The organism is Streptomyces sp. SudanB52_2052, assembly GCF_964272415.1.
GTDB lineage: Bacteria > Actinomycetota > Actinomycetes > Streptomycetales > Streptomycetaceae > Streptomyces > Streptomyces olindensis.
The window spans coordinates 2530447-2554784 of the sequence record NZ_OZ186796.1; the positions used below are offsets into that span (position 1 = coordinate 2530447).

Annotated in this window: 14 protein-coding genes; 4 read left to right on the forward strand and 10 right to left on the reverse strand. The window is 71.8% G+C overall.

All coding sequences use genetic code 11. The features are described 5' to 3' along the window. Positions 1 to 80: 80 nt before the first annotated feature. Positions 81 to 2018 (reverse strand): acyl-CoA dehydrogenase family protein, encoded by a 1938-nt coding sequence (locus tag ACSUPV_RS10930; protein WP_037763771.1) that lies wholly within the window; start codon positions 2016 to 2018, stop codon positions 81 to 83. A 336-nt stretch (positions 2019 to 2354) separates the two neighbouring features. On the opposite strand from ACSUPV_RS10930, the gene ACSUPV_RS10935 reads away from it, so the two are divergent. The 3 genes from ACSUPV_RS10935 to ACSUPV_RS10945 all read left to right on the forward strand — a co-directional run bounded on the left by ACSUPV_RS10935 (position 2355) and on the right by ACSUPV_RS10945 (position 6802). Continuing rightward, positions 2355 to 3368: a LacI family DNA-binding transcriptional regulator gene (locus ACSUPV_RS10935; RefSeq protein ID WP_037763773.1), complete on the forward strand. Its 1014-nt coding sequence runs from the start codon at positions 2355 to 2357 to the stop codon at positions 3366 to 3368. Positions 3369 to 3460: 92 nt separating this feature from the next. Next, positions 3461 to 5503 (forward strand): glycoside hydrolase family 31 protein, encoded by a 2043-nt coding sequence (locus tag ACSUPV_RS10940; protein ID WP_037763775.1) that lies wholly within the window; start codon positions 3461 to 3463, stop codon positions 5501 to 5503. A 111-nt stretch (positions 5504 to 5614) separates the two neighbouring features. Continuing rightward, positions 5615 to 6802 (forward strand): sulfotransferase family protein, encoded by a 1188-nt coding sequence (locus ACSUPV_RS10945; protein WP_436947395.1) that lies wholly within the window; start codon positions 5615 to 5617, stop codon positions 6800 to 6802. A gap of 34 nt (positions 6803 to 6836) precedes the next feature. On the opposite strand, the gene ACSUPV_RS10950 is transcribed toward ACSUPV_RS10945, so the two are convergent. From ACSUPV_RS10950 to ACSUPV_RS10980, 7 genes are all read right to left on the reverse strand, one after another. After that, on the reverse strand, positions 6837 to 7550 hold the full coding sequence (locus tag ACSUPV_RS10950) for a glycoside hydrolase family 12 protein (RefSeq protein WP_031118403.1): 714 nt from the start codon (positions 7548 to 7550) through the stop codon (positions 6837 to 6839). 36 nt (positions 7551 to 7586) lie between these two features. Further along, positions 7587 to 9779: a glycosyl hydrolase family 95 catalytic domain-containing protein gene (locus tag ACSUPV_RS10955; protein WP_436947396.1), complete on the reverse strand. Its 2193-nt coding sequence runs from the start codon at positions 9777 to 9779 to the stop codon at positions 7587 to 7589. Then, positions 9776 to 11755, reverse strand: a complete 1980-nt coding sequence (locus tag ACSUPV_RS10960; protein ID WP_031118407.1) for a beta-galactosidase — start codon at positions 11753 to 11755, stop codon at positions 9776 to 9778. Before ACSUPV_RS10960 ends, ACSUPV_RS10955 begins: the two co-directional genes overlap by 4 nt. Next, positions 11755 to 13953, reverse strand: a complete 2199-nt coding sequence (locus ACSUPV_RS10965) for a sialidase family protein (RefSeq protein WP_037763783.1) — start codon at positions 13951 to 13953, stop codon at positions 11755 to 11757. Before ACSUPV_RS10965 ends, ACSUPV_RS10960 begins: the two co-directional genes overlap by 1 nt. A gap of 128 nt (positions 13954 to 14081) precedes the next feature. Then, positions 14082 to 15017 (reverse strand): carbohydrate ABC transporter permease, encoded by a 936-nt coding sequence (locus tag ACSUPV_RS10970; protein WP_436947397.1) that lies wholly within the window; start codon positions 15015 to 15017, stop codon positions 14082 to 14084. Further along, positions 15014 to 16048, reverse strand: a complete 1035-nt coding sequence (locus ACSUPV_RS10975) for an ABC transporter permease (RefSeq protein ID WP_037763787.1) — start codon at positions 16046 to 16048, stop codon at positions 15014 to 15016. Before ACSUPV_RS10975 ends, ACSUPV_RS10970 begins: the two co-directional genes overlap by 4 nt. A 27-nt stretch (positions 16049 to 16075) precedes the next feature. After that, positions 16076 to 17767 carry an extracellular solute-binding protein gene (locus tag ACSUPV_RS10980; RefSeq protein WP_031118413.1) on the reverse strand — a complete coding sequence of 564 codons (1692 nt, stop codon included), beginning with the start codon at positions 17765 to 17767 and terminating at the stop codon, positions 16076 to 16078. 327 nt (positions 17768 to 18094) lie between these two features. Here ACSUPV_RS10980 and ACSUPV_RS10985 point away from each other — a divergent pair, with 327 nt between their 5' ends. After that, positions 18095 to 20932, forward strand: a complete 2838-nt coding sequence (locus ACSUPV_RS10985; RefSeq protein ID WP_436947398.1) for a glycoside hydrolase family 3 C-terminal domain-containing protein — start codon at positions 18095 to 18097, stop codon at positions 20930 to 20932. 97 nt (positions 20933 to 21029) lie between these two features. On the opposite strand, the gene ACSUPV_RS10990 is transcribed toward ACSUPV_RS10985, so the two are convergent. Continuing rightward, complete coding sequence (locus ACSUPV_RS10990; protein WP_436947399.1) at positions 21030 to 22475, reverse strand: aldehyde dehydrogenase family protein; 1446 nt, start codon at positions 22473 to 22475, stop codon at positions 21030 to 21032. Positions 22476 to 22597: 122 nt separating this feature from the next. Then, positions 22598 to 24271 carry a PucR family transcriptional regulator gene (locus ACSUPV_RS10995; RefSeq protein ID WP_436947400.1) on the reverse strand — a complete coding sequence of 558 codons (1674 nt, stop codon included), beginning with the start codon at positions 24269 to 24271 and terminating at the stop codon, positions 22598 to 22600. Positions 24272 to 24338 lie beyond the last annotated feature (67 nt).

The following is a 24338-nucleotide window of genomic DNA, read 5'->3' on the forward strand; positions in this document are numbered from 1 at the left end:
TGTAAGCATCGTGTGTGAGGACAGCGCGTCCCCTTCCTGGGGGCGCGCGCCGCAGCGGCTCGGGCCCCCAGGGGGCCGGGCTACCGGATCGGCCGGTGGACGTTCTCCTTCTGCGACGGTCCCGGTGTCGCGTCCGCGATCCAGGGGCCCTCGCCCGAGGGGTCGACGATGCCCCGCTCCAGCCACGCGTAGGTGCCGGACAGGACGCCCTTGACGACCGTGCGGTCTAGGTCGTCGGTGTTGGTCCACAGGCGGGTGAAGAGCTCTTCGATCCGGATGCGGGCCTGGCGGCAGAAGACGTCGGCGAGCTGGTAGGCCTCGCGGCCGTTCTCGCCCTGGCCGCGCAGGAGTTCGGCCCGTACGCAGGCCGCGCTCATGGCGAACAGTTCGGCGCCGATGTCCACGATCCGGCCGAGGAAGCCCTGCTTGGACTCCATGCGGCCCTGCCAGCGGGACATGGCGTAGAACGTGGAGCGGGCGAGCTTGCGGGCGGTGCGCTCGACGTAGCGCAGGTGGGCCGAGAGGTCCACCTCGCGCTTGAACTCGCCGTAGGAGGTGGGGAGCTGGCCCGGGCCCGCCACCAGCTTCGGGAGCCACTTGGCGTAGAAGGCGCCCGCGTTCGCGCCGGCCCTGGCCTTGTCGCCGAGGGACTTCTCGGGGTCGATGAGATCGCCGGCGACGGAGAGGTGGGCGTCGACGGCCTCGCGGGCGATGAGGAGGTGCATGATCTCCGTCGAGCCCTCGAAGATGCGGTTGATGCGCAGGTCGCGCAGCAGTTGCTCGGCGGGGACGCCGCGTTCGCCGCGGGCCCGCAGGGACTCGGCCGTCTCGAAGCCGCGGCCGCCGCGGATCTGGACGAGTTCGTCGGCCATCGTCCAGGCCATCTCGGAGGCGTACAGCTTGGCCAGGGCGCCTTCGATGCGGATGTCGTTGCGGTCCTCGTCGGCCATCTGCGAGGCCAGGTCGGTCACGGCCTCCAGGGCGAAGGTGGTGGCCGCGATGAAGGAGATCTTGGAGCCGACCGCCTCGTGGTGCGCGACGGGTTTGCCCCACTGCTCGCGGGCCGCCGACCACTCGCGGGCGATCTTCAGGCACCACTTGCCGGCCGCGACGCAGGACGCGGGCAGGGACAGCCGCCCGGTGTTGAGGGTGGTCAGGGCGATCTTCAGGCCCTGGCCCTCCTCGCCGACCCGGTTCGCGGCGGGGACGCGGACCTGGTGGAAGCGGGTGACGCCGTTCTCGATGCCGCGCAGGCCCATGAAGGCGTTGCGGTTCTCGACGGTGACGCCCGGCGAGTTCGTCTCCACGACGAAGGCGGTGATGCCGCCCCGGTGGCCCTCGGACTTCGGCACCCGGGCCATGACCACCAGCAGGTCGGCGACCACGCCGTTGGTGGTCCACAGCTTCACGCCGTCGAGGACGTAGTCGTCCCCGTCGGGCACGGCGCTGGTGGCGAGGCGGGCCGGGTCGGAGCCGACGTCGGGCTCGGTGAGCAGGAAGGCGCTGATGTCCGTGCGGGCGCAGCGCGGCAGGAAGCGTTCCTTCTGCTCCTGCGTGCCGAACAGCTTCAGCGGCTGGGGTACGCCGATCGACTGGTGGGCGGAGAGCAGCACGCCGATCGCGGGGCTGGCGGAGCCGGCCAGGGAGAGCGCCTTGTTGTAGTACACCTGCGTGAGGCCGAGACCGCCGTACCTGGTGTCGATCTTCATGCCGAAGGCGCCGAGCTCCTTCAGGCCGTCGATCACCTCGTCGGGGATCCGGGCGTCGCGCTCGATCCGGGCCGGGTCGACCTTCGTCTCGACGAAGTCGCGGAGCTTGGCGAGGAACTCCTCGCCGCGCTGGGCGGCCTCGTCGTCGGGGACGGGGTGGGGGTGGATGAGGTCGAGCCGGAAGCGGCCGAGGAACAGCTCCTTGGCGAAGCTGGGCTTGCGCCAGTGCTGTTCCCGGGCGGCCTCCGCCACCTCACGGGCCTCCCGCTCGGTGACGGCGGGACGGGAAGAGGGGGTGGAAGCGGACATGAGGGTCACCTCGCCGCATCTAGTGATGTTGAGGACCGTACGTTACCGATCAGTGCTACTGGATCGTTGGTACCCGAAACCGGACGCTCCCACCAGTCCTCGCGCGTCCGTTCAGCCGAAGGGGGCGGAGCGTGCGCGGCACTTGTCGCGCGCCCGACGACGGTGTTGCATCGAGGTACCTCCCAGGAGACCGGTGTTCGCCCCTGGAATTCGGTATCGAAGCGCTTCGACAACCTATGGACACCCAGGATCACTGGAGCTACTGTCGAACCACCCTCACTCGCCGTTATCAGCAATGCGCACTGTCGAAGCGCTTCACAAAGCTTGGAGAGCTGGATGGTCACCCTCGCCGAGGTCGCCCAGCACGCCGGAGTCTCGGCGAGCACGGTGAGCTATGTCCTCAGCGGCAAGCGGTCCATCTCCGCGACCACCCGGCAGCGGGTCGAGCGGAGCATCCGCGAGCTCGGGTACCACCCGAACGCCGGGGCCCGGGCCCTGGCAAGCAGCAGGTCGAACATCATCGCGCTGATGATCCCGCTGCGCACGGACATGTACGTGCCCGTGATGATGGAGATCGCCATCGCGGTGGCGACCTGCGCCCGCACGCACGGGTACGACGTGCTGCTGCTCACCGGTGAAGAGGGGCCGGACGCGGTGCGCCGCGTCGCGGGCAGCGGGCTCGCCGACGGGATGATCCTGATGGACGTCGAACTCGACGACGAGCGGCTGCCGCTGCTGCGCGCGACGGACCAGCCGTCCGTGCTGATCGGTCTGCCCGCCGACACCACCGGTCTCACCTGCGTCGACCTGGACTTCAGGGCGACGGGCGCGCTGTGCGTGGAGCACCTGGCGAAGCAGGGGCACCAGGACATCGCCGTCATCGGCGAGGCACCGGCGGTCTACGAGCGGCACACGGGCTTCGCCGAGCGCACCCTCGACGGGCTGCGGTCGCGCTCCCGCGAGCTGGGCGTGCGGCTGCTGCACCGGCCGTGCGACGGCGGGTACGACGCGATGGCGGTGACGCTCGCCCGGATCCTCGACGAACGCCCGGGGACCTCGGGGATCATCGTGCAGAACGAGTCGGCGGTCGAGCCGCTGCTCGCGCTGCTGCGGCAGCAGGGCCGGGCCGTGCCGGAGGACATGTCGGTGGTCGCGATCTGCCCGGACCAGGTCGCCACGCAGGCCTCGGTGCGGCTGACCTCGGTCGCCATCCCCGCGCAGGAGATGGGCCGGCACGCGGTGGAGCACCTGGTCGCCAAGCTCGAGGGGCGCGGCCGCGACGAGGTCGTGCTGATCGCCCCCGAGCTGACGGTACGGACGAGCACGGGCCCGGCGCCGAGCCGGTCGTAGGAACCCCTGGCGCCCCGCCTTCCTCGCAACGCCGCCCTCCTCCCAGGGCACCCCCATGTCTGCACTCCTCCAGGAGCACAGGAGCACGCCACGTGAATCAGCCTGCTGAAACCCAGCCCCAGGTGAGCCTGGCGCAGTCCTCCCCCACGGTCGGTACGTTCCGCGAGCGGGACGGCGCGCTGGAGTGGAGCGGCCGCCAGGAGACCGTACGGATCGAGCCGTGGGGGCCGGACGCGGTCCGGGTGCGGGCCCGGCTCGGCGGCCCGGTCCTCGAAGGGCTGCCGGGCGCCCTGCTCGACGAGGCTCCGACGACGCCCTCCACGGTGAAGATCGAGGACGGCGGCGGCCGGCTGACGGTGGGCGCGCTCACCGTCGAGGTGAACGCCGAGGGCCTGATCCGCTTCCTGCGGACGGAGGACTCCGCCGAGCTGCTCGCCGAGGACCGCGCCCACTTCTGGTGGCCCGGCTCCCGCCTCTACACGGCCGTCGGCAACGGCCACCACCGCCTGGAGCAGCGCTTCGCCGCCTACGACGACGAGAAGCTGTACGGCCTCGGCCAGCACCAGCACGGGCGGTTCGACCAGAAGGGCCTGGTGCTGGACCTGGTCCAGCGCAACGCCGAGGTCGGCATCCCGGTGCTGACCTCCAGCCGGGGCTACACCCTGCTGTGGAACAACCCGGCGATCGGTCGCGTGGAGCTGGCGCACAACGGCACGCGGTGGGTCGCCGACTCGGCCCGGCAGATCGACTACTGGATCACGGCGGGCGATCCGGCCGGAGCCCAGCGCCGGTACAGCGCGGTGACCGGCCGGACGCCGATGCTGCCGGAGTGGGCGGCGGGCTTCTGGCAGTGCAAGCTGCGCTACCGCACCCAGGACGAACTGATGGCGGTGGCCCGGGAGTACAAGCGGCGGGGCCTGCCCATCTCGGCGATCGTCTGCGACTTCTTCCACTGGACGCACCTCGGCGACTGGAAGTTCGACCCGAAGGAGTGGCCGGACCCGGCGGCGATGGTGCGGGAGCTGGACGAACTCGGCATCAAGCTGGTGGTGAGCGTCTGGCCGTCGGTGTCGCCGCTGAGCGAGAACCACCCGGTCCTGGAGCAGCGGGGCTGGTTCATCGGCACCCAGTACGGGCCGATGGCGCACGCCGACTGGCCCGACAAGGAGGTCGCCTCCACGGTCCAGGTGGCCTTCTACGACGCCACGAACCCGGAGGCCCGGGAGTTCGTGTGGTCGAGGATCAAGGAGAACTACCTCGACCCGTACGGCATCACGGCGTTCTGGCTCGACGCCTGCGAGCCGGAGCTGAAGCCCGGCTTCTCCGAGAACCTGCGGTACTGGGCGGGACCGGGCCTGGAGGTCGGCAACATCTACCCGGCCGAGAACGCCCGCACCTTCTACGAGGGCCTCGTCGCCACCGGCGAGGAGGAGGTCGTCACCCTCAACCGCTCGGCGTGGGCGGGCAGCCAGCGCTACGGCGCCGCCCTGTGGTCCGGGGACATCGGCACGGACTTCCCGACCCTGCGCCGCCAGATCGCGGCCGGGCTCAACACGGCCCTGTCGGGCATCCCGTGGTGGAACACCGACATCGGCGGCTTCCACGGCGGCGACCCGGACGACCCGGCCTACCGGGAGGTGATGGTCCGCTGGTTCCAGTTCGGCGCGCTGTCCCCGCTGATGCGTCTGCACGGCTTCCGCGACCCGGGCATGCCGCTGGGCCCGGAGATGACCGGCGGCCCGAACGAGGTGTGGTCGTACGGGGAGGAGGCCGGGGCCGTCCTGGAGAAGTACCTGCGGCTGCGCGAGCGGCTGAAGCCGTACGTCCTGCGCGTCATGCGGGAAGCGCACGAGGAGGGCCTGCCCGTGATGCGGCCGCTGTTCCTGGAGTTCCCCGGCGACCAGACGGCCTGGTCGGTCGACGACTCCTACCTGTTCGGCCCGGACCTGCTGGTCGCGCCGGTGCTGACGGCCGGCGCCACGGCCCGTACGGCGTACCTGCCGGCGGGGGCCACGTGGACGGACGCGTGGACGGGTGAGACGTACGAGGGCGGTCAGGCCGTGACGGTCGACGCCCCGCTGGACCGGATCCCGCTGTTCCTGCGGGACGGGGCGCGGCTGCCTGTAGCGGAGTAGCCGTGCCGAAAGGGGGTGGCCGGATCGATGGAGGTCTTCCGGCCACCCCTCTTCGCTTCTTCGGCCAACATCGGTGCAGCGCGGGCGGGTTGGAAGGGATAGGTTCCCTGCGTGTCCTCGTCTCCGCTCGCCCTCACCGCCGCCGATCTGCTGCTGCGGCCCGCCTTCGGCTCCCGCCGCGACCCCGGCCGGGTCTTCGACCGCATCGCGGCGGAGACCGGACAGGCGCCGGGCGACCGGGAGTTCCTCGACGGCTTCCGGGCCCTGCTGGGCTGGTGGGCGAAGGCCGAGAACCTCACGCCGGTCGGCTGGCAGTCCGCGCAGGCGCACGTCCGGCGGCACCTGGCCAACCGGGCCCGCGTGCGGCGGCTGATCGCCGAGCATCCGGAGATCGAGCGGGAGCCGATCGAGAAGCCGGTGTTCGTCGTGGGGCTGCCGCGCACGGCGACCACGGTCACGCACGCGGTGCTGTCGATCTCGGACGATCACCGGTGCCCGCTGCTGTGGGAACTGCTCCGGCCCGACCTGGAGTTGCCGCCCCGGCAGCGGCGGAAGGCGATCACCGCCGGGCACCGGATGGTGCAGGGCACGAACCTCTTCGCGCCGCGCTTCCGCGACATCCACGCGATGGCCGCCGAGGGCCCCGAGGAGTGCACGTTCGCGCTGCCGCACGCCCTGATGCCGTTCTCGCAGGCCCGGATCCCCGAGTACCTGGACTGGCACCGCGCCCGGGACTTCGTCGACGACTACCGGTACCTCAAGCAGGTCTACCAGGTGCTCCAGTACGGCCGTCCGCGGCGGCGCTGGATGCTGAAGTCGCCCATGCACCTGGAGAACCTGGACGCGTTGCTGACGGTCTTCCCCGACGCCACGCTCGTGTGGTGCCACCGCGACCCGGTCACCGTCGTGGCGTCCTTCTGCAGCCTGATCGAGCACGGCATGGCCGTCAGCACCCGCCCCCTCGATCTGCACGGCATCGGCACCACCTGGCTCGGTCTGCTGAGCCGGGCCATGACGCGCGGCCTCGCGGCCCGGGCCGCCGTCCCGCCGGAGCAGCTGGTGGACGCCCCGTACTCCTGGCTCGGCTCCGACCCCGCCACCGGCGCCCCGAAGCTCTACGCCGCCGTCGGCGCCCCCTGGACCGAGGCCGACGCGGCCCGGCTGCCCGCGGCCGTCGCCCGCCCCAGGGGCACCCGCAGGCACACCTACAACCTGGCCCGCTACGGCCTGACCCGGGACGAGGTCGAGACGGCCTTCGCCGGGTACGAGGCGCTGCGGGCCGAGGTCGACCGCGCCTGACGGCACGGCCGGCCCCGGCCCCGGCGCCCCGGGATCAGCTGCTGCTGACCGTCAGGTTGTTGGTGGTGAAGTTCAGACCGCCGGACGACGAGGTGATCTCGTAGCCGAACTGCACGTCACCGATGGTCTCGTTGCCCATCCACCTCTTGGTGTCCTTGATCCACTTCAGGATCGGCAGGATGTTGACGCTGCCGGAGTTGGAGTCGGACGTCCGCAGGAACGAGAAGACCTCGTTGGCCCCGTTGTTGCCCTTGTAGACGTTCCAGGTGTGGCCGCCGAGGGTGACGCTGCCCTGGGAGGTGCCGAGCGGTCCGACGGCGCCGTTGTAGTTGACCCAGAGCATGATCTCGTAGTCGTAGTCGGTGTCCCAGATGTCGTACGACGTGTTGTACGCGCCGGACGACGGGACCGTGACGTTGTAGTTGCTCGTGAGCGAGCCGAGGGAGGTGATCGTCTTGTTGATCACCTTCTTGGAGTTGGGGTACGACTTGATGCCGCCGGTGTTGGGGTGGTCGGCCCAGACGCCCCAGTTGGTGCCGGAGTTGGCCCAGACGCACTGGCTGCCGGCGCCGGAGCCCCAGATGTTGTTGTAGAGCGTGTAGCCGTTGAGGCTCGTGTTGCCCCACTGGTCGCAGGAGTTCCAGACGGCGGCGGAGGCGGGGGCGGAGGCGAGGCCGACGGTGACGCCGAGCGCGAGGGCCGGGGCCAGCAGGGCCTTGGTGATCCTGCTCATGGTGCGTGTTGCCATGGTGTCCCTTCCATGGGTGGGGGGATTGCGGGGGGATCACCGCGCTCTCAAGGTGAGCGCGCGGTCTTCTCCGGCGACGAGGTCGAGGGGCTCGGCACCGGAGGAAGTCCTGAATTCGACGCGGACGGTACGCCTCGGCCGGAGGACGGCGGTGGCGGCGCCGTCCCGGCTCCAGGTGAGGTCGATCTCGGCCCCGAACCGGGTGCGCACACCGCGCAGCGCGCCGCTGGGGTACGCCGCCGGGAGCGCGGGCAGCAGGACCAGCCGGTCGGGGGTGGACTGCACGAGCATCTCGATCAGTACGGCCGGCAGGGTGTGCGCCGCGTCGGCGTTGTAGACGTGGCGCTTCGGATAGTGGGCGCTCATCAGGGAGGCGTGGAAGAAGTCGCCGTCCAGGACCTGGCCGAGGGCGTGGGCGACGCGGTCGGCGTCCCGGAGCCGGGCGGCGACGAGGGCGTGGTGCAGGTGGCCGTGCGCGGAGTCGTTCTCGGCGCCGCGCAGTTCCAGGGCGCGGTGGGCGGCGGCCGCGAGCTCGGGGGTGTCGTAGGGGGTGATCTCGTCGAGGGGCCAGACGCCGTAGAGGTGGCTGAGGTGGCGGTGGTCGTAGGAGTCCTCCAGGCCCGGCCAGGCCCATTCGGCCAGGGCCCCGTCCTCGTTGATCCGGTGCGGCGGCAGCCGGTCGGCGAGGGCGTGCCAGCGGTCGGCGTCGGGGCCGGGGTGGTAGGCGGCGGCCGTGCGCAGGGCGTGGCGGGCCGCGGAGAGGTCCATGGCCGCGTTCAGGGTGCCCCAGCTGGCGTTGGCGGGGCGGTTCTCGGGTGAGTAGGACGGGACGACGACGAGGTGGCCGTGCTCGTCCGTCCTGGTGAGGAAGTCCTCGTAGAAGAGGGCGACTTCGGCGAGCGCCGCGGCGGTGCGCGGGTCGCGGGTGCCCTGCGTCTCGTCGTGGTCGACGAGCGGCTTGAGCAACCAGTCGGCGCCGGCGGTCCACAGGTGCAGCGGGTATTCGCGGTTGTAGTGGTACGCGTGGCCGGACTCGCCGTCGGTGTGGGCGGGGGCGACCACGCCCCGGGCGCCGAAGACCGCGCGGGCGTTGTCGCGCCAGTCGGGGAGCTGGCGCCGGACCAGCCGCGCGTGGGCCTCGGTGACCTCGGGGAGGGCGGCGGCAGCGGCGGAGGCGGTCTGGAGGTTGAGGTTGGCGTCCTGGGTGAACGCGCCCGACCAGGCGGTGTTCCAGTCGCCGGTCCACAGCCCGGTCAGGCGGGGCGGGAAGAGGCCGCTCGCGGAGAGCAGGTGGTAGCGGCCGGCGGCGAAGAGGCGCTCCAGCAGGGCGGCGCCGCGCGGCCGGGTCAGCAGCTCGGAGCCCGGCAGGGCCCGTTCGGCGGGGTCGGCGCCGAGGTCGAGGGTGACGCGCTCGTAGGCGGTGCGGTGCAGTGCGGTGTGGCGGTCGAGGAGCTCGTCGTACTCCTGGGGCAGGTCGCGCAGGGCCCGGCCCTCGGCGACGACGTCGAGTTCGCCGGTGTGCCGGTGCACCCGGGTGAGGAGCAGCACGGACCGGGCGCCCTCGACGCGCACGCCGGGGGGCACGAGGGTGGTGGTGCCGCCGGTGACGGTGACCTGGGTGACGCCGGTGCAGGCGCGGTCGCCGTCCGGGTAGCGGGCGCGCAGGCTGAGCAGGGCGCCCTCGGGGGTGAGGACGGCTCCGTGACCGACGCCCAGTCCGGTGGGGGCGCCGGGCAGCCGGTGGTCCAGGTCGATGTCGAGGGTGAGGTCGGGTCCGGTGAGATGGTGGACGATCACGTCGTCGGCGCGGGAGACGAAGAGGCGGCCGGTCCAGCCGGCGCAGGCCGCGCCGACCACGCCGGTGGTGAAGTCGACGTCCCGGCGGTAGTCGGGGCACTCGGCCGGCGGCCGGCGCAGCCGGACCTGGAAGGCGGGGTGGAAGGGCTGCACCCACTGGAGCGGGCGCCCGTCGGTGAAGCTCTCGGCGGCCGTCCGGTCGCCCGCCAGGAGCCGGTCCTGGAGGGCGGGGAGGCCGTCGGCGAGCTGCGGGGGCCGGGGGTCCCGGCCGTTGGGCCGTACCAGGGTGTGATGTGTGACGATGACCCGCTCGCTGTTCGGGTCACCGAACACAAGGGCGCCGTGGTGGCCGTTGCCGCTGAGGAAGGCGTCCTCCCAGCGGGCGGCCGGCCGCGGTTCCCACGTGCCGTGGACGGGTGCGGTGGCGGTCATGGCCGGAGCACCGCCACCTCGTAGCGGCCGAGGGTGAGCCGGTCGGTGACGGCCGTGTCCGTCAGCAGGTCATGGTGGGTGCCGGGCACCTCGACGGTCACCGGCTCGCGGCCGTGGTTGAGGACGAACAGCACCTCGCCCCGGCGTACGGCCTCGACGTGCTCGGGGAGGCCGTCCAGCACCGGGCGGACGCCCGCGCCCTCGGCGATCCGGGCCAGCAGGTCGCGCAGCGCCTCGGGCTCCGGGAGCGTGGAGACGTACCAGGCGCGGCCCTTGCGCAGGACGGCGGGCATGCCGTCCAGCTCGCCGCCCTTGTAGCGGATCGTGTGGTCCGGGTCGGCGGGCTCGATCTCCTCGGACCACAGCGTGCCGCGGAAGCCCTCGCACGCGGCGGTCTCCTCGGCCTCCAGCGGCCACCACTCGTGCAGCGTGCGGATGCCGAACAGCTCCCGCAGCCGGGCGTCCATGCCGCCGGGGCGTACCCGGTCGTCCTCGTCGGCGACGCCGGTCAGGAAGCCGCAGACGAGGGTGCCGCCCTGCCGGACGTAGGCGAGGAGGTTGTCGATCGACGCATCGGTGAGCGCGTACAGCTGGGGCACGACGACCACCGGGTACGGCGTCAGGTCGTGCTCGGGGTGGGCGAAGTCGGTGGTGAGGTGCGCCTGCCAGAGGGCGCGGTGCCAGGCGCGCAGCACGTCCGGGTACTCCACCCGGCTGGACAGGCGGCCGTCGTGGGCGCCGGCCCACCAGGCGTGCCAGTCGTGCAGGACGGCGACGCCGGCGGTGATGTGCCGGCCGGTCACCTCGGGGGCGATCCGGGCCAGGTCGGCGCCGAGCCGCTTGACCTCCTGGTACGTCCGGCCGTCTTCCCCCGCGTGGCTGACCATGCCGGAGTGGAACTTCTCCGCGCCCTGCCGGGACTGCCGCCACTGGAAGTAGCAGACGGCGTCGGCGCCCCGGGCCACGGCCTGGAGCGACCACAGCCGGTTCATGCCGCGGGGCTTGGGGTGGTTCACGCCGCGCCAGTTGACCGGCCCGGCCGCCTGCTCCATGAGCATCCACGGCCCGCGTGCCTGGGAGCGGGTCATGTCCTGGACGAGGGCGCCGTGCTGGGCGCCGAGCGGGTCGCGCGGGTCGGGGTAGAGGTCGACGGAGACGACGTCCTCCTCCTCGGCCCAGCGCCAGGCGTCCTGGCCGAACCACAGGGGCATGAAGTTGCTGGTGACCGGGATGTGCGGGGTGTGACGCCGGACGATGTCCCGCTCGGCCGTGTAACACTCCAGGAGCATGTCGGAGGTGAAGCGCCGGAAGTCCAGGACCTGGCCGGGATTGCGCAGGTAGTGCGGCAGGCGGGGCGGCAGGATGCCGTCCCAGGTGTCGTAGCCCTGGCTCCAGAAGGCGGTGCCCCAGGCCTCGTTGAGGGCGTCGAGCGTGCGGTACCTCTCGCGCAGCCAGCGGCGGAAGGCTGCCGCGGCCTCGTCGCCGTGGTCGTAGGTGCAGTACTCGTTGTTGATGTGCCACATCGTCAGGGCCGGGTGGCCGCCGTAGCGGGCGGCCAGGTCCTCGGTGATGGCGGCGGCGTAGCGCCGGTAGGTGGCGCTGGAGTGGGAGAAGTGCTGCCGGCCGCCCCACCACTCGGTGCGGCCGTCCTCGGTGACGGGCAGGGTGTCGGGGTGCAGCCGGCCCATCCACGGCGGGGGCGAGGCGGTCGGGGTGGCGAGGACGACGCCGATGCCGTTCGCGTGCATCAGGTCCATCAGCGTGTCGAGCCGGCCGAACTCGCGTGCGCCCGGCTCCGGTTCCAGCGTCGACCAGGAGAAGACGCCGAGGGTGACCGAGTTGACGCCGGCGGCCTTCATCAGCCGGACGTCCTCGTGCCAGGTCTCCTCGGGCCACTGCTCCGGGTTGTAGTCGCCGCCGTAGAGGAGGCGGCCCCGGGTCGCGTCGGCCAGGCCGGGCCGTTCTCCTGCGGTCATCAGGCGGGCTCCCCGTACTGCACACCCCGTCCGTTGGTGGCGATGTAGACCCGGCCGTACACGCGCGGGTCACCGGTGATGGTGGCGCCGATCCAGCCCCACTGGTGCCGGTCGTCGTTGACGCGCACCCAGGTCTTCGCCTCGTCGTCCGAGCGGTACACGGCGGTGATGCTCTCGGTCGAGCCGACCATGTAGATCGCCGGGTAGGAGGCGCCCTCGGCGGCCTTGCCGAAGCCCAGGGTGTACGAGGCCCGGCAGCCGGCGACCTTGGTGAAGGTCGCGCCGCCGTCCGTGGAGCGGTACAGCCCGTTCCACTTCAGGCTCAGCCAGAGGTCGCCGGAGCGGCCCGGGGCGGCGACGAGCTGGAACTCGGTGTCGCCCGAGTTCAGACCGCCGGTCCGCGCGGTGAAGGTCGCTCCGCCGTCCGTGCTGGCGAAGAGCGTGCCGGTGGTGGTGTCGAAGGCGTAGAACCGCCGCGGGTCGACCGGGTCGGCGACCGGGACGGCGCCCTTCGGGAAGGAGGAGACCTCCGACCAGGTGGTGCCGTTGTCGACCGAGCGGAAGCCGGGATTGCTCGTGCCGAAGGACCACAGCAGCACGCTGCCGTCGGCGTTGGTGGCGATCGGCCCCGGTGCGCTCTTGGCCATGCTCGGCTGGGCCTTGAAGGGGGCCCAGGTTTTTCCTCCGTCGGTCGACCAGGCCCCGTTGCCGTGGTCGCCCCAGCCCGCCCGGACCACGTACGACGGCTTCGCCGCGGCCAGCGACAGGCCGGTCGACGTGCCGAACACCGGGTTGGACGCCATGCCGCGCGACGGCGACGCCGTGAGCCGCTCGTGGTACATCACGCCGATGTCCCCGGAACCGCTGAGCAGGTGTGCCTCGCCGGTCGGGGGCGAGACCAGCTGGCGGATGGAGGCCTCCTCCAGGCCGCGGATCTGCGGCGCCCAGTGCGTGAGGTCGCGGGTGCCGTAGAGGGTCGCGCCCGTGCCGTACACCACGTGCTTCGAGTCGTACGGGTCGAGGGCGAGGGCCTGGATCCACCAGCCGAACTTGGGCTCGTCGCCGCCCCACTTGAGGTAGGGCGTCTCGGAGACGTCGAGGACGGCCGTGTCCTTCAGGGAGGTCCAGGTGCGGCCGCCGTCGGTGGAGCGGAACACGGTGTCGATCTCGGCCCAGCGGTTGTTGGTGGAGACGACGAGCGTGCCGGGGCGGCGGGCGTCGACGGCGACACCGCCGTAGCCGAAGGCGTCCCGCCCGCCGTCGCTCGTGGTTCCGCCGGGCTTCACCGGTGTGACCTCGGTCCACTTCCCGCTGCCGGTGCGCAGCTTGTGCACGCTGCCGTCGGACTGGCCGTTCGGGCCGGGGGCGTCGGCGTACGTCACGTACAGCTCACGGGTGTGCCGGTCGTACGCGGCGCGGATCGGCACCTTGGCGGCGGTGCCCGTGGGCTGTCCCGGGACAGCCTCCCAGGTGATGCCGTCGGTGGTGCGGTAGAGGTTCGCGGAGGTGCCGTCGGAGTCGCCCCAGCCGGCGTAGACGGCGCGGCCCGCGGCGACCAGGAGCGTGACGCCCTGGCCGGTGGCGCTCGGCGCGGCGGGGAAGCTCACGGCCTTCCAGGTGGCGCCCCGGTCGGTCGACCTGAGCAGCCCGTCGTGCCGGGTGCCGAGCCACAGGGTGTCGCTGTCGCGCGGGTCGACGAGCAGCCGCTCACCGCAGCCGCGCCCGTCCTCGTTGGCCCCGAGCTTCACGGTGAGGTCGGTGCGCTTCCAGGTGGCGCCGCGGTCCTCGGAGCGCAGCACGGCCCCGTTGCCGGCCCAGGGCTGGGCGTACGTGCCGAGGGCGAGGTAGACGCGGTTCGGATGGGCCGGGTCGACGGCCATGGCTTCCACGCCGAGCAGGTTCCAGTCGTCCCAGCCGATGTGGTCGACGAGCGGGATCCACCGGGCGGTGCGGTCGTCCCAGCGGTAGGCGCCGCCGATGTCGGTACGGGCGTAGGCGAGGCCGCGGACGGCGGGGTGGAAGAGGACGCCGGTGATGAAGCCGGTGCCGCCCTGGACGACGTTGCGCCAGCGGTAGGCACCGCCCGCGGCGGGGACGGCGGCGTGCGCCCGCCCGGGCAGGAGGGGGACGGTGGTGAGCGCGGCGACGGCCGCGGTCCCGGCGAGAACGGCACGTCTGCTCGGGCTGGACGCATGCATGACACATACCTCGTGGTTCTGGGAGGGGGGAGGAGAAGCGCCCCGGAAGGGGCGCGGGGAACTGCGCGATCAACCACGACGCGGCCGCGGACGACGATGGCCGGCAGCCCTACGGCGAGAGGGCGTTCTCAGCCCTTGACGGCTCCGGTCAGCATGCCCTTCTTGAAGTGCCTCTGGACGAAGGGCGACAGGACGGCGACCGGCAACAGAGCCATCACCATGACCGCCATCTGTACCGCGAGTCCCGACAACTGACCGGTCTTGATGGCCTGGCCCAGGCCGACCGGCGCTTCCTGCTTCTGCACGAGCTGGATCATGACGTTCTGCAGCGGCATCATGTCCTGGTCGTTCAGGTAGAGCGAGGCGTTGAACCAGGCGCTCCAGTACCCGACGGCGTAGAACAGCGTGATCACCGCGAGGACCGCCCGGGACAGCGGCATGACGATCTTCCAGAGGATCCGGAAGTCCCCGGCGCCGTCGATGCGGGCGCTGTCGATGAGTTCCTGCGAGATCTCCATGAAGAAGCCGCGCAGCACCAGGATGTTGAAGACGCTGATCGCGCTCGGCAGGATCAGCGCGAGGTAGCTGTCCGTCAGGCCGAGGGACTGCACGAGCAGGTACGTGGGGATGAGGCCGGCGCTGAAGAACATGGTCGCCAGCAGCGTCATCAGGATCCAGCGGTGGCCGAGGGACCCGCTGCGGGAGAGGCCGTAGGCGCACAGCACGGACACCGCCATGGAGAACAGCGTGCCGACCAGGGTGACGAGGATGCTGATGATCGCGGCGCGGGTGACCTGGCCGCCGCTGAGCAGCTCCTGGTACGCGATGAAGGTGATGCCCTTCGGCACCATCACCAGGCCGCCCGCCTCGTCGATGGTCTTGCGCGAGGAGAGGCTGGTGACGACCACGATCCACAGCGGGAACAGGATCGCCAGGCAGGCCAGGAACAGGGCGATGGCCTTGCCCGCGAGACCGGCCTTCGAGGGCTCCTCCTCCCACGCGGGGCGGGGCGGGGCGGCCCACGGACGCGGCTTGTTCGCCGGTTTCTCGATGACGGTGGTCACTTCTTGTACACCCCCTGCTCGCCCATGAGATGGGCCACCTTGTTCGCGGCGAGGACCAGGCCGATGCTGACCACACCCTTGATGAGACCGGCGGCGGCCGCGTAACTGAAGTCCTGGTTGCGCACGCCGTTCCACCACACGAAGGTGTCGAGGACCTCTCCCGCACCCGGCCCTACGGCGTCGCGTTGCAGCAGGATCTGCTCGAACCCGACGGTCAGGGCGTCGCCGACGCGCAGCACCAGGAGGAGGGCGATCACCGGGCGCAGGGCGGGCAGCGTGACGTGCCACATGCGGCGCCAGCGTCCGGCGCCGTCCATCGCGGCGGCCTCGTAGTGGTCCTGGGACACCGAGGCCAGGGCCGCGAGGAAGACGATGATCCCCCACCCGGCGTCCTTCCACACGCTCTGCGCGGTGAGCAGGAAGGGGAAGGTGTCCGGGTTGGTCATGATGTCGATGCCGTCGTACCCGTTCTGCCGCAGCAGCTGGGAGAGCATGCCCGCGCCGCCGAACATCTGCTGGAACACGGCGATGACCAGCACCCACGAGAAGAAGTGCGGCAGGTACAGAACCGCCTGCGCGACGGCCCTCACTCGCGGCCGGATCACGCTGTTGATGAGCAGCGCGAGCAGGATCGGGATCGGGAAGAACAGCACGAGCTGGACGAAGAACAGCACGAGCGTGTTCTCGACGGCGTTCCAGAAGGCGGAGTCCTCGAAGATCCGCTGGAAGTTCTCCAGGCCCACGAAGGGGCTGTTGAGGATGGAGATGATGCCGTTGTCGCTGATGTAGGGGTCGTAGTCCTGGAAGGCGACGACGTTGCCGAGGATGGGCAGGTAGTTGAAGACCAGCACCAGCAGGACGGCCGGCAGCGTCATCAGGACCAGGACGCGATCGCGCCGGAACCTGTGCCGGAGGCTCAGTTTGCCCGCAGGTGGCTTCTTGCGGGAACCGGTGGCGTCCGGTGACGCCACCGGGGTCTTCTCGGACGTTCCGGCCTCGGTGCTGCTCCGAGGCACCGTGCTGTGCGACACGGCTGTTCTCCTTGCCTCAGGGCCGGGTCAGCTCGCCGCCGAGCCGTTCTCGTCGAGAAGCTTCTGGTACCAGTCGCGCAGCTTGTCGCCGCCCTTGCTCTTCCAGTCGGAGACGAACTGCTGCATGTCGCTGATCTTCTTCCGGCCGCGGACGATGTCGTCCTCGAGCTGCTCGGCGTCGTTCTGGAGGTTGGTGTACCGGGCGGGCTCGGTGATCTGCATGCCCCAGAACGAGGACTTCTTGGCGAAGGCGCCCATCCGCTGCTGCCACTCGACCTGGCCCTTGGCGACCTCGGGGAAGTCGGGGTGTGCGATGGTCGCGGCGGGGCTCGCGACCATGACGTAGGCGTTCATCACCTCGATGTTGCCCTTGTCGGTCTTGACGGGGACACCGTCCTTGACGGTGTAGTGGGTGCCTTCGACGCCGTAGTTGGTCATCATGTACTCCTTGGTGCCGTACGGCGCCGCGGTGACGTTGGCGACGGCCAGCACGTCGCGGATGACCGACTCGGAGGCCTTCTTGTTGACGAAGGCGAAGATGCCGGCGGGCTGGTCGGCCCACAGGGTGGGGTCGCCGCCGTCGTGACCCCAGATGTCCATGCCCCAGATCTTGAAGTCCGGGTTCTGAGTGGCCTGTTCAGCGGTGCGGCCCCACCACTGGGAGATGTTGTTGGGATAGATCAGGAACTCGCCCGCCGCGAACTTGGGGCCCGGGTCGGGGGCGTTCTTGCCCATCTTGGAGTCGGGGTGGACGACCCCGGCGGCGAAGAGCTTGCGCGACCACTCCAGCGCCTCGAGGAACTCCTCGGTCTCGATGCGGTTGACGAGCTTGCCGTCGACGAGGTTCCAGCCGAGCGGCTTCTCGCTGCCCGAGAGCACACCGAAGGCCTGGAAGGCGGTCCACTTCATGTCCAGGCAGGCCCACCTCCGGGCCTTGGCGTTGGTGATCTCCTTGGCCAGGGCCATGAACTCGTCGCAGGACCTCGGGACTTCGTAGCCCTCCTTCTCGAAGATGTCCTGCCGGTACAGGGGCACCATGGAGGGGGCGGACGGCGCCGGCATGGGCAGGCCGCGCAGCTTGCCGCCGAAGATGGAGCGCCGCCAGGCGTCGGTCGGGATCGCCGCGAGGTTCGGGTACTCCTTGACCTTGTCCCCGGAGAGGTACGGCCCGAGGTCGGCGAACTTGCTGATGATGGCGCTGGGTATCTTGCCGCCCATGTTCCACCCGGGGACGATCACCACGTCCGGGACGTCGCTGGAGGCGAGGACCGCGCCGAGTTTCTGGTCGTAGGTGTTGCCGTCCTGGTTCTGCCAGACGACGTCGACGCCGATCAGGTCGTTCATCGCCGTGTAGTAGGCGTTGTTCTGCTTCGGCGGCGAGCCCCAGAACGGCGACATGACGGTGACCTTGCCGCCCTTGCCGAGCTTCTCGGGGACCGAGGTCTTGAGAGTGGCGAGGTCCAGCTTGCTGGCGAAGCCGATGGCGGAGCCGTTCCTGGACGGGATGTCCGGCGTCACCACGTTGCTGGCCACGTAGGCGGGCAGGATCTTCTTGGCGTCCTTGCCCGACGTGGTGCCGTCCCGCGATCCACTGTCCGACCCGCCGCACGCGGAGAGCAGCGGCATCCCGCCCGCGACCGCTGCGGTGGCGACCGCCGTGGAGGCGAGGAAGCTTCTCCGGCTCGGTCCGGAGGAGGCGGAGGCGGCGTTCGGCGTCATTGCGTCAACCCTTCATGGCGCACCAGGACACCCGGCGGAGGGCCGTCGGCTGCGGTGTCTCGAGTGGAACTGGCTGAGCTGAAGCGAGACTTCGACCATGCACCGGGACATCCCCAGTCGAAGCGCTTCGATGTTGCTGTGAGGTTAAGTGAACGCCCCAGGGTGCACAAGGGTCGTTCCCAAACTTCCTCCCAGGCATGAGAAGGGACCTTTCCTCATGCACCGCTTGAAGTGATGGCGTCGGTCTCTTGACACCCGCCCCGTCGTCGAATGAGCATCGAAGCGCTTCGAAAGAGCCTCGCCGCTCCACCGCAAAGGGAATCCCACGTGACCGCACCCACGCCGTCCAGTCCGCCGTTCCGCGATCCGCGTCTGTCGTTCGCGCAGCGGATCGACGACCTCCTGTCGCGGCTCACGCTGGAGGAGAAGACCGCTTTCCTGCACCAGTTCGCGCCCGCCGTCGAGCGGCTCGGCGTCGCCGCCTTCCGCACCGGCCAGGAGGCCCTGCACGGCGTGGCGTGGATGGGCCCGGCGACGGTGTTCCCGCAGGCGGTGGGCCTCGGTGCCACGTGGAACCCGGAGTTGGTGCGGCGCGTCGGCGACGCCGTGTCCAAGGAGATCCGCGCGATGCGCGCCAAGGACGACCGCGTCGGTCTCAACGTCTGGGCGCCGACCGTCAATCTGCTGCGCCACCCGCTGTGGGGCCGCAACGAGGAGGGCTACTCGGAGGACCCCAGGCTCACCTCGGCGATCGCCACGGCCTACACGCACGGCCTGCGCGGCGACCACCCCACCTACTGGCGCACCGCGCCCGTGCTGAAGCACTGGCTCGCCCACAACAACGAGACGGACCGCTCCACGACGTCGAGCTCGGTGCGTCCGCGGGTGCTGCACGAGTACGACCTGCGGGCCTTCCGCGCGGCGGTGGAGGCGGGCGCGGTGGCCGGGGTGATGCCGGCGTACAACCTGGTCAACGGACGCCCCAACCACGTCTCCCCGTACCTCGCCGAGCACCTGCGCACCTGGACCCACCAGGACCTGCTGGTCTGCTCGGACGCGGGCGCGCCGAGCAACCTGGTCGACTCCGAGCACTACTTCGACACCCACGAGGAGGCCACCGCGGCCTCGCTCGTGGCGGGCGTCGACAGCTTCACCGACCACGGCACCGACTCCTCGCAGATGACCGGGCGGCTGCGCGGCGCCCTGGAGCGGGGCCTGCTGACGGAGGCCGATGTCGACACGGCCGTCCGCCGGCAGCTCTCGGTCCGCTTCCGGCTCGGCGAGTTCGACCCGGAGTACGACCCGCACGACGCGACCGGCGAGTTCGACACCCCGGCGCACCGCGCCCTCGCGCGGGAGGCCGCCGAGCAGGCGATCGTGCTGCTGAAGAACGACGGGGTGCTGCCGCTGGCCCCCGACACCCGCGTCGCGGTGGTCGGGCTGCTCGCCGACGAGTCCAAGCTCGACTGGTACAGCGGCACGCTCCTGCACCGCTCGACCCCGCTGGAGGGCCTGTACGAGCGGTTCGGGGCGGAGCGGGTGGAGTTCGCCGAGGGCGTCGACCGAGTCCGGCTGAGGACCGCCGCGGGCGCGTTCGTGCACGTGCCGGTGGCCGAGGACGCCGCCGACGAGGTGCGCGGCGCCGAGGGGGCGCTCGACCCGGCGCTGCTCGCGGGCCGCACCGACCTGCCCGCGCTCACCACCGACGCGACCGGCACCGAGCTGGCGCTGGTCGACTGGGGCGAGGGCGTGCTGACCCTGCGCGCACCCGACGGCCGCTACCTCTCGGTCGCCGACGACGGGTACGTCCGCGCCTCCGCCGACCAGCCGGGGGGCTGGATCGTCCAGGAGACGTTCAGCCTGGAACCGCACGGGAACGGGCACCTCCTGAAGCACCGGGGGACGGGTCGCCACGTCTGTGTCTCCGCCGACGGCCTGAAAGTTGCCGACGAGGATCCCGAGGTCTTCGAGCTGGTCGTCACCGAGCGGGGCGAGGAGGCGGTGGCGCGTGCCGCCGCGGCGGCCGACGTGGTCGTGGTGGTCGCGGGCAACGACCCGCACATCAACGGCCGTGAGACGGAGGACCGGACGACCCTGCGGCTGCCCGCGCAGCAGGAGCGGCTGCTGCGGGCCGCCCGGGCGGCGAACCCGGCGACCGTGCTGGCGCTGGTCTCCGCCTACCCGTACGCCGTCGACCCGGCGGACCTCCCGGCCGTGCTGTGGACCGCGCACGGCGGCCAGGCGGCCGGCACCGCCCTGGCCCGCGTGCTGGCCGGTGACGTCTCCCCCGCCGGCCGCCTTCCGCAGACCTGGTACGCCGACGACGCCGACCTGCCGGGCCTCCTCGACTACGACGTGATCGGCAGCCGTCAGACGTACCTGTACTTCGAGGGCACGCCCCTGTTCCCCTTCGGACACGGCCTGTCGTACACATCGTTCACGTACGGCGGCCTGACGGCCGGGGTCGAGGACGGGGCGGTGCGGGTCTCCTTCTCCGTCACCAACTCCGGTGCGGTCACGGCCGACGAGGTCGCCCAGCTCTACGCCCGGGCCGTCGAGGCGTCCGTGCCGCGTCCGCGCCGCGAGCTGCTGGACCACCGGCGCGTCACCCTCGCCCCGGGCGAGACGGCCGAGCTCGGCTTCGAGGTCCCGCTGTCCGCCTTCGCGTTCTGGGATGTCGCCCAGGACCGGTGGCGCGTGGAGCCGGGGGCGTACGAGCTGCTGGCGGGGGCCTCCAGCGAGGACGTCCGGCTGCGGACGGCCGTCACGCTCGACGGCGAGCCCACCCTGCCGCGCGCCGTCGTCGCGGACGGCCTGGCCGCCGCCGGCTTCGACGAGCAGCGCGGCATCGAGATCGTCGACCGGACGAAGGTGTCGGGCGACGCGGTGACGCCGGCGGACGCGGCCTGCGGTGAACTCGTCTACCGCGCCTGCGACTTCGGGAGCGGCATCACCGGGGTGACGGTGGAGGTGGCCGGCGGGGGCACGGTCGAGCTGTCCCTCGACGGCGGCCCGGCGCTCGCGGTGCTGTCGCCCGCGACGCCCACCTCGGGCCCGTACGACTACGTCTCGCTCGGCGCGTCCGTCGTCGCCGCGGGCGTGCACGACGTGCACCTCAGGCTGCGCGGCCCGCTGCGGCTCGCGCACGTCGGCTTCTCCGGTTGAGGGTCCGGAGGAGGCCGGCGTAGAGAAGGGGCCCGGCACCGGAAGGCATCGGTGCCGGGCCTCTTCGCAGAGCCTACATGAAAATGGTTCCCATAAGCTAGAGGCTGATTCCGGTCAGGACCATCACGCGCTCGTAGGTGTAGTCCTCCATGGCGAACCGCACGCCCTCGCGGCCCACGCCGGACTGCTTGACGCCGCCGTAGGGCATCTGGTCGGCGCGGTAGGACGGCACGTCGCCGATGACGACACCGCCGACCTCCAGGGCCCGGTGGGCGCGGAAGGCGGTCTGCAGGTCGTGGGTGAAGACGCCCGCCTGGAGGCCGTACTTGGAGTCGTTGACGGCGGCGAAGGCCTCGGCCTCGCCCTCCACCTTCTGCACGGTGAGGACCGGCCCGAAGACCTCCTCGCAGGAGATCGTCACGTCGGCCGGGACCTCGGCGAGGACGGTCGGCGCGTAGGAGGCGCCGTCGCGCTTGCCGCCGGTGAGCAGCCGGGCACCGGCCTCCACGGCCTCCTGCACCCACGCCTCGACGCGCTGCGCGGCGTCCTCGCTGACCAGCGGCCCGACGTCGGTGGCGTCGTCGCTCGGGTCGCCGGTGACCTGGGCCTCGACGGCGGCGACGATGCGGGGCAGCAGCCGGTCGTACACCGAGGCGTCGGCGATGACCCGCTGGACGGAGATGCAGGACTGGCCGCCCTGGTAGTTGGAGAAGGTGGCGATGCGGTTCGCCGCCCGGTCGAGGTCCTCGTCGCTCGCCCAGTCGGCGAGGACGACGGCCGCGCCGTTGCCGCCCAGCTCCAGGGTGCAGTGCTTGCGCGGCACCGAGTCCATGATCGCGTAGCCGACCTTCTCGGAGCCGGTGAAGGAGATCACGGGCAGGCGCTCGTCCCGTACCAGGGCGGGCATCCTGTCGTTGGCGACCGGCAGGATGCTCCAGCAGCCCGCGGGCAGCTCGGTCTCGGCCAGCAGGTCGCCGATGATCAGGCCGGACAGCGGGGTGGCCGGGGCCGGCTTGAGGATGATCGGGGCGCCGGCGGCGATGGCCGGGGCGACCTTGTGGGCGCAGAGGTTCAGCGGGAAGTTGAAGGGCGCGATGCCCAGCACGACGCCCTTGGGGAAGCGGCGCGTGAAGGCCAGCCGGCCCTGGCCGCCGAGGTCGGTGTCGAGGCGCTGGGCCTCGCCGCCGTTGAACCGCCGGGCCTCCTCGGCCGCGAACCGGAACACGGAGACGGCACGGCCGACCTCGCCGCGCGCCCACTTCATCGGCTTGCCGTTCTCGGCGGAGATCAGCCGCGCGATCTCCTCGGTGCGCTCGGCGAGGCGCTTGCTGACGTGGTCGAGGGCGGCGGCGCGCACGTGGGCCGGGGTGGCGGCGAACTCGTCGCGCACGGCGTGGGCGGCGGCCACGGCCTCCTCGACCTGCGCGTCCGTCGGCACGCTCACCTTGCCGACGAGCCGCCCGTCCCACGGGGAGGTGACGTCGAAGGTGTCCTCGCCGGTGGCCTGGCGGCCGGCGAGCCAGAAGGCGTGGGTGGAGGTCATGTTCGTTCCGGCCCTTCGGCGTTGGGGGTGATCCAGGGGTACGGCACCAACCGTAGGGGCGCGGTGGCCGAAGGGCGTTTGTCCGGGACGTAGCAGTGGCAGCCGGGGACAGTACGGTTTGGCTAGTCGGTGGTGGTCGCCTTCAGGGCCAGCCAGAGCTCCATCCGCGCGTCCGGGTCGTCCAGGGAGCGGCCGAGGATCTCCTCGACCCGGCGCATGCGGTAGCGGAGGGTGTGGCGGTGGACGCCGAGGTCGGCCGCCGCCGCGTCCCACTGGCCGTGCTTGGACAGCCAGGCGCGCAGGGAGGCGACCAGGTCGCCGCGGCCCGTGGCGTCGTGCTCGTACAGCGGGCGCAGCATGCCGTCGGCGAACGCCCGTACGGCGTCGTCCGCGAGCAGCGGCAGTACGGATCCGGCCGCCATCTGCTCGTGCTCCACGAGCACGCGCCCGCGCCGCCTGGCCACTGACAGCGCCTGCTCGGCCTGCTTGTAGGCGGCCGACGCGGCGATGGGTCCGGCCGGTGCCGACAGGCCCACGACCAGCTCGTCCTCCTCGCCGACCGGCACCTTCTCGCGCATGCCGGTCCGCGCCGTCTCCAGGGCGGCCGCGTACTCGGCGCAGGCCGCCGCCGCGGCACCGCCGTCCGCGGCCAGCACCACCAGCCGCTCCCCCTCCGGCACGACCAGCACGGCCTCGCCGGCCCGAGCCGCCGCGGACTCCATGACGTCGGCGAGCGCCGCGAGGGGGTCGCCGTTCGTGTCGGCCGCGGCGAGCGCGGCGGCCGAGGGCCGGTCCGCGGCCCGGGCGTGCGTTCCGGCCTCGGCGCGGGCCAGCGCCGCCGAGGCCGACACCGGCACCCGCTCGGCGACCATCATCCGGAACGGCGCGTCCAGCAGCCCGCCGTACAGGTCCCCGGCGACCGCCCGCGCGTGGTCCGGCTCCCCGGCCAGCAGCATGCGCAGCACCGCCGAGCCGATCCGCTGTTCGGCCGCCTGGAGGGACCGGGAGCGTTCCGTGGTCAGCGTCAGCAGCGCGATGGCGGAGTGGACGGCGTAGCGCTCGGCGGTACCCAGGGCGGCGGCCGTGCCGACGGCGAGAGCCGCCCGGGGGCGCCGGCCGGTGCCGATGGTGTGCAGTTCGACCCGGTCCTCGTTCTCCGGCCCGCCGACCACCGACGAGGCGGGCGCGGGGCGGTCCCGCAGCCGCTCCACGTCGGCGGTGAGCCGCGCGGCCCGCCGCCCGGCCCACTCCGGTGCCGTGGCGACGACGGCGCCCGAGGCGTCGTAGAGCGCCGCCCAGCCGTCGACCTGCGAGGCGAGGGCGGCCAGCAGCCCTTCCGGGCCACCGGTCTGGGCCTGCCGGGTCAGTTCGCGCTGGGCGGCGAACCCGGCGGTGACGGCCTTGTACTGGTCGGCGGCGATCGCCGCGGACACGGCCTTGCTGATGGCGAGGAAGGGGGTGCGGCGCGGCACCTCCAGCAGGGGCAGGCCCTCCTCCTCGGCCGCGTCGACGAGCGCCTTGGGGATCTCCTCGTAGTTGACGCCGACGGCGAAGCCGAGCCCGACCACTCCGGCCCCGGCCAGCCGCCGCACGTAGCGGCGCATGGCCTCCGGGTCCTCGGCGTCCAGCTTGAGCGCGGTGATCAGCAGCAGCTCCCCGCCCTCCATGTAGGGCACGGGGTCGGCGAGCTCGCTGACGTGGGCCCAGCGGACCGGCACGTCGAGGCGGTCTTCGCCCGCTCGCACGGTCAGTTTCAGCGCGGAGTGGTGGACGAGCGAGGCGAGCGTCGGGGGCATGAGGCCTTCTGCGTCAGGGCTGTGTGATCTTTGTGGTCTTTTGGCCGCCACGTATGAACGACCTGTG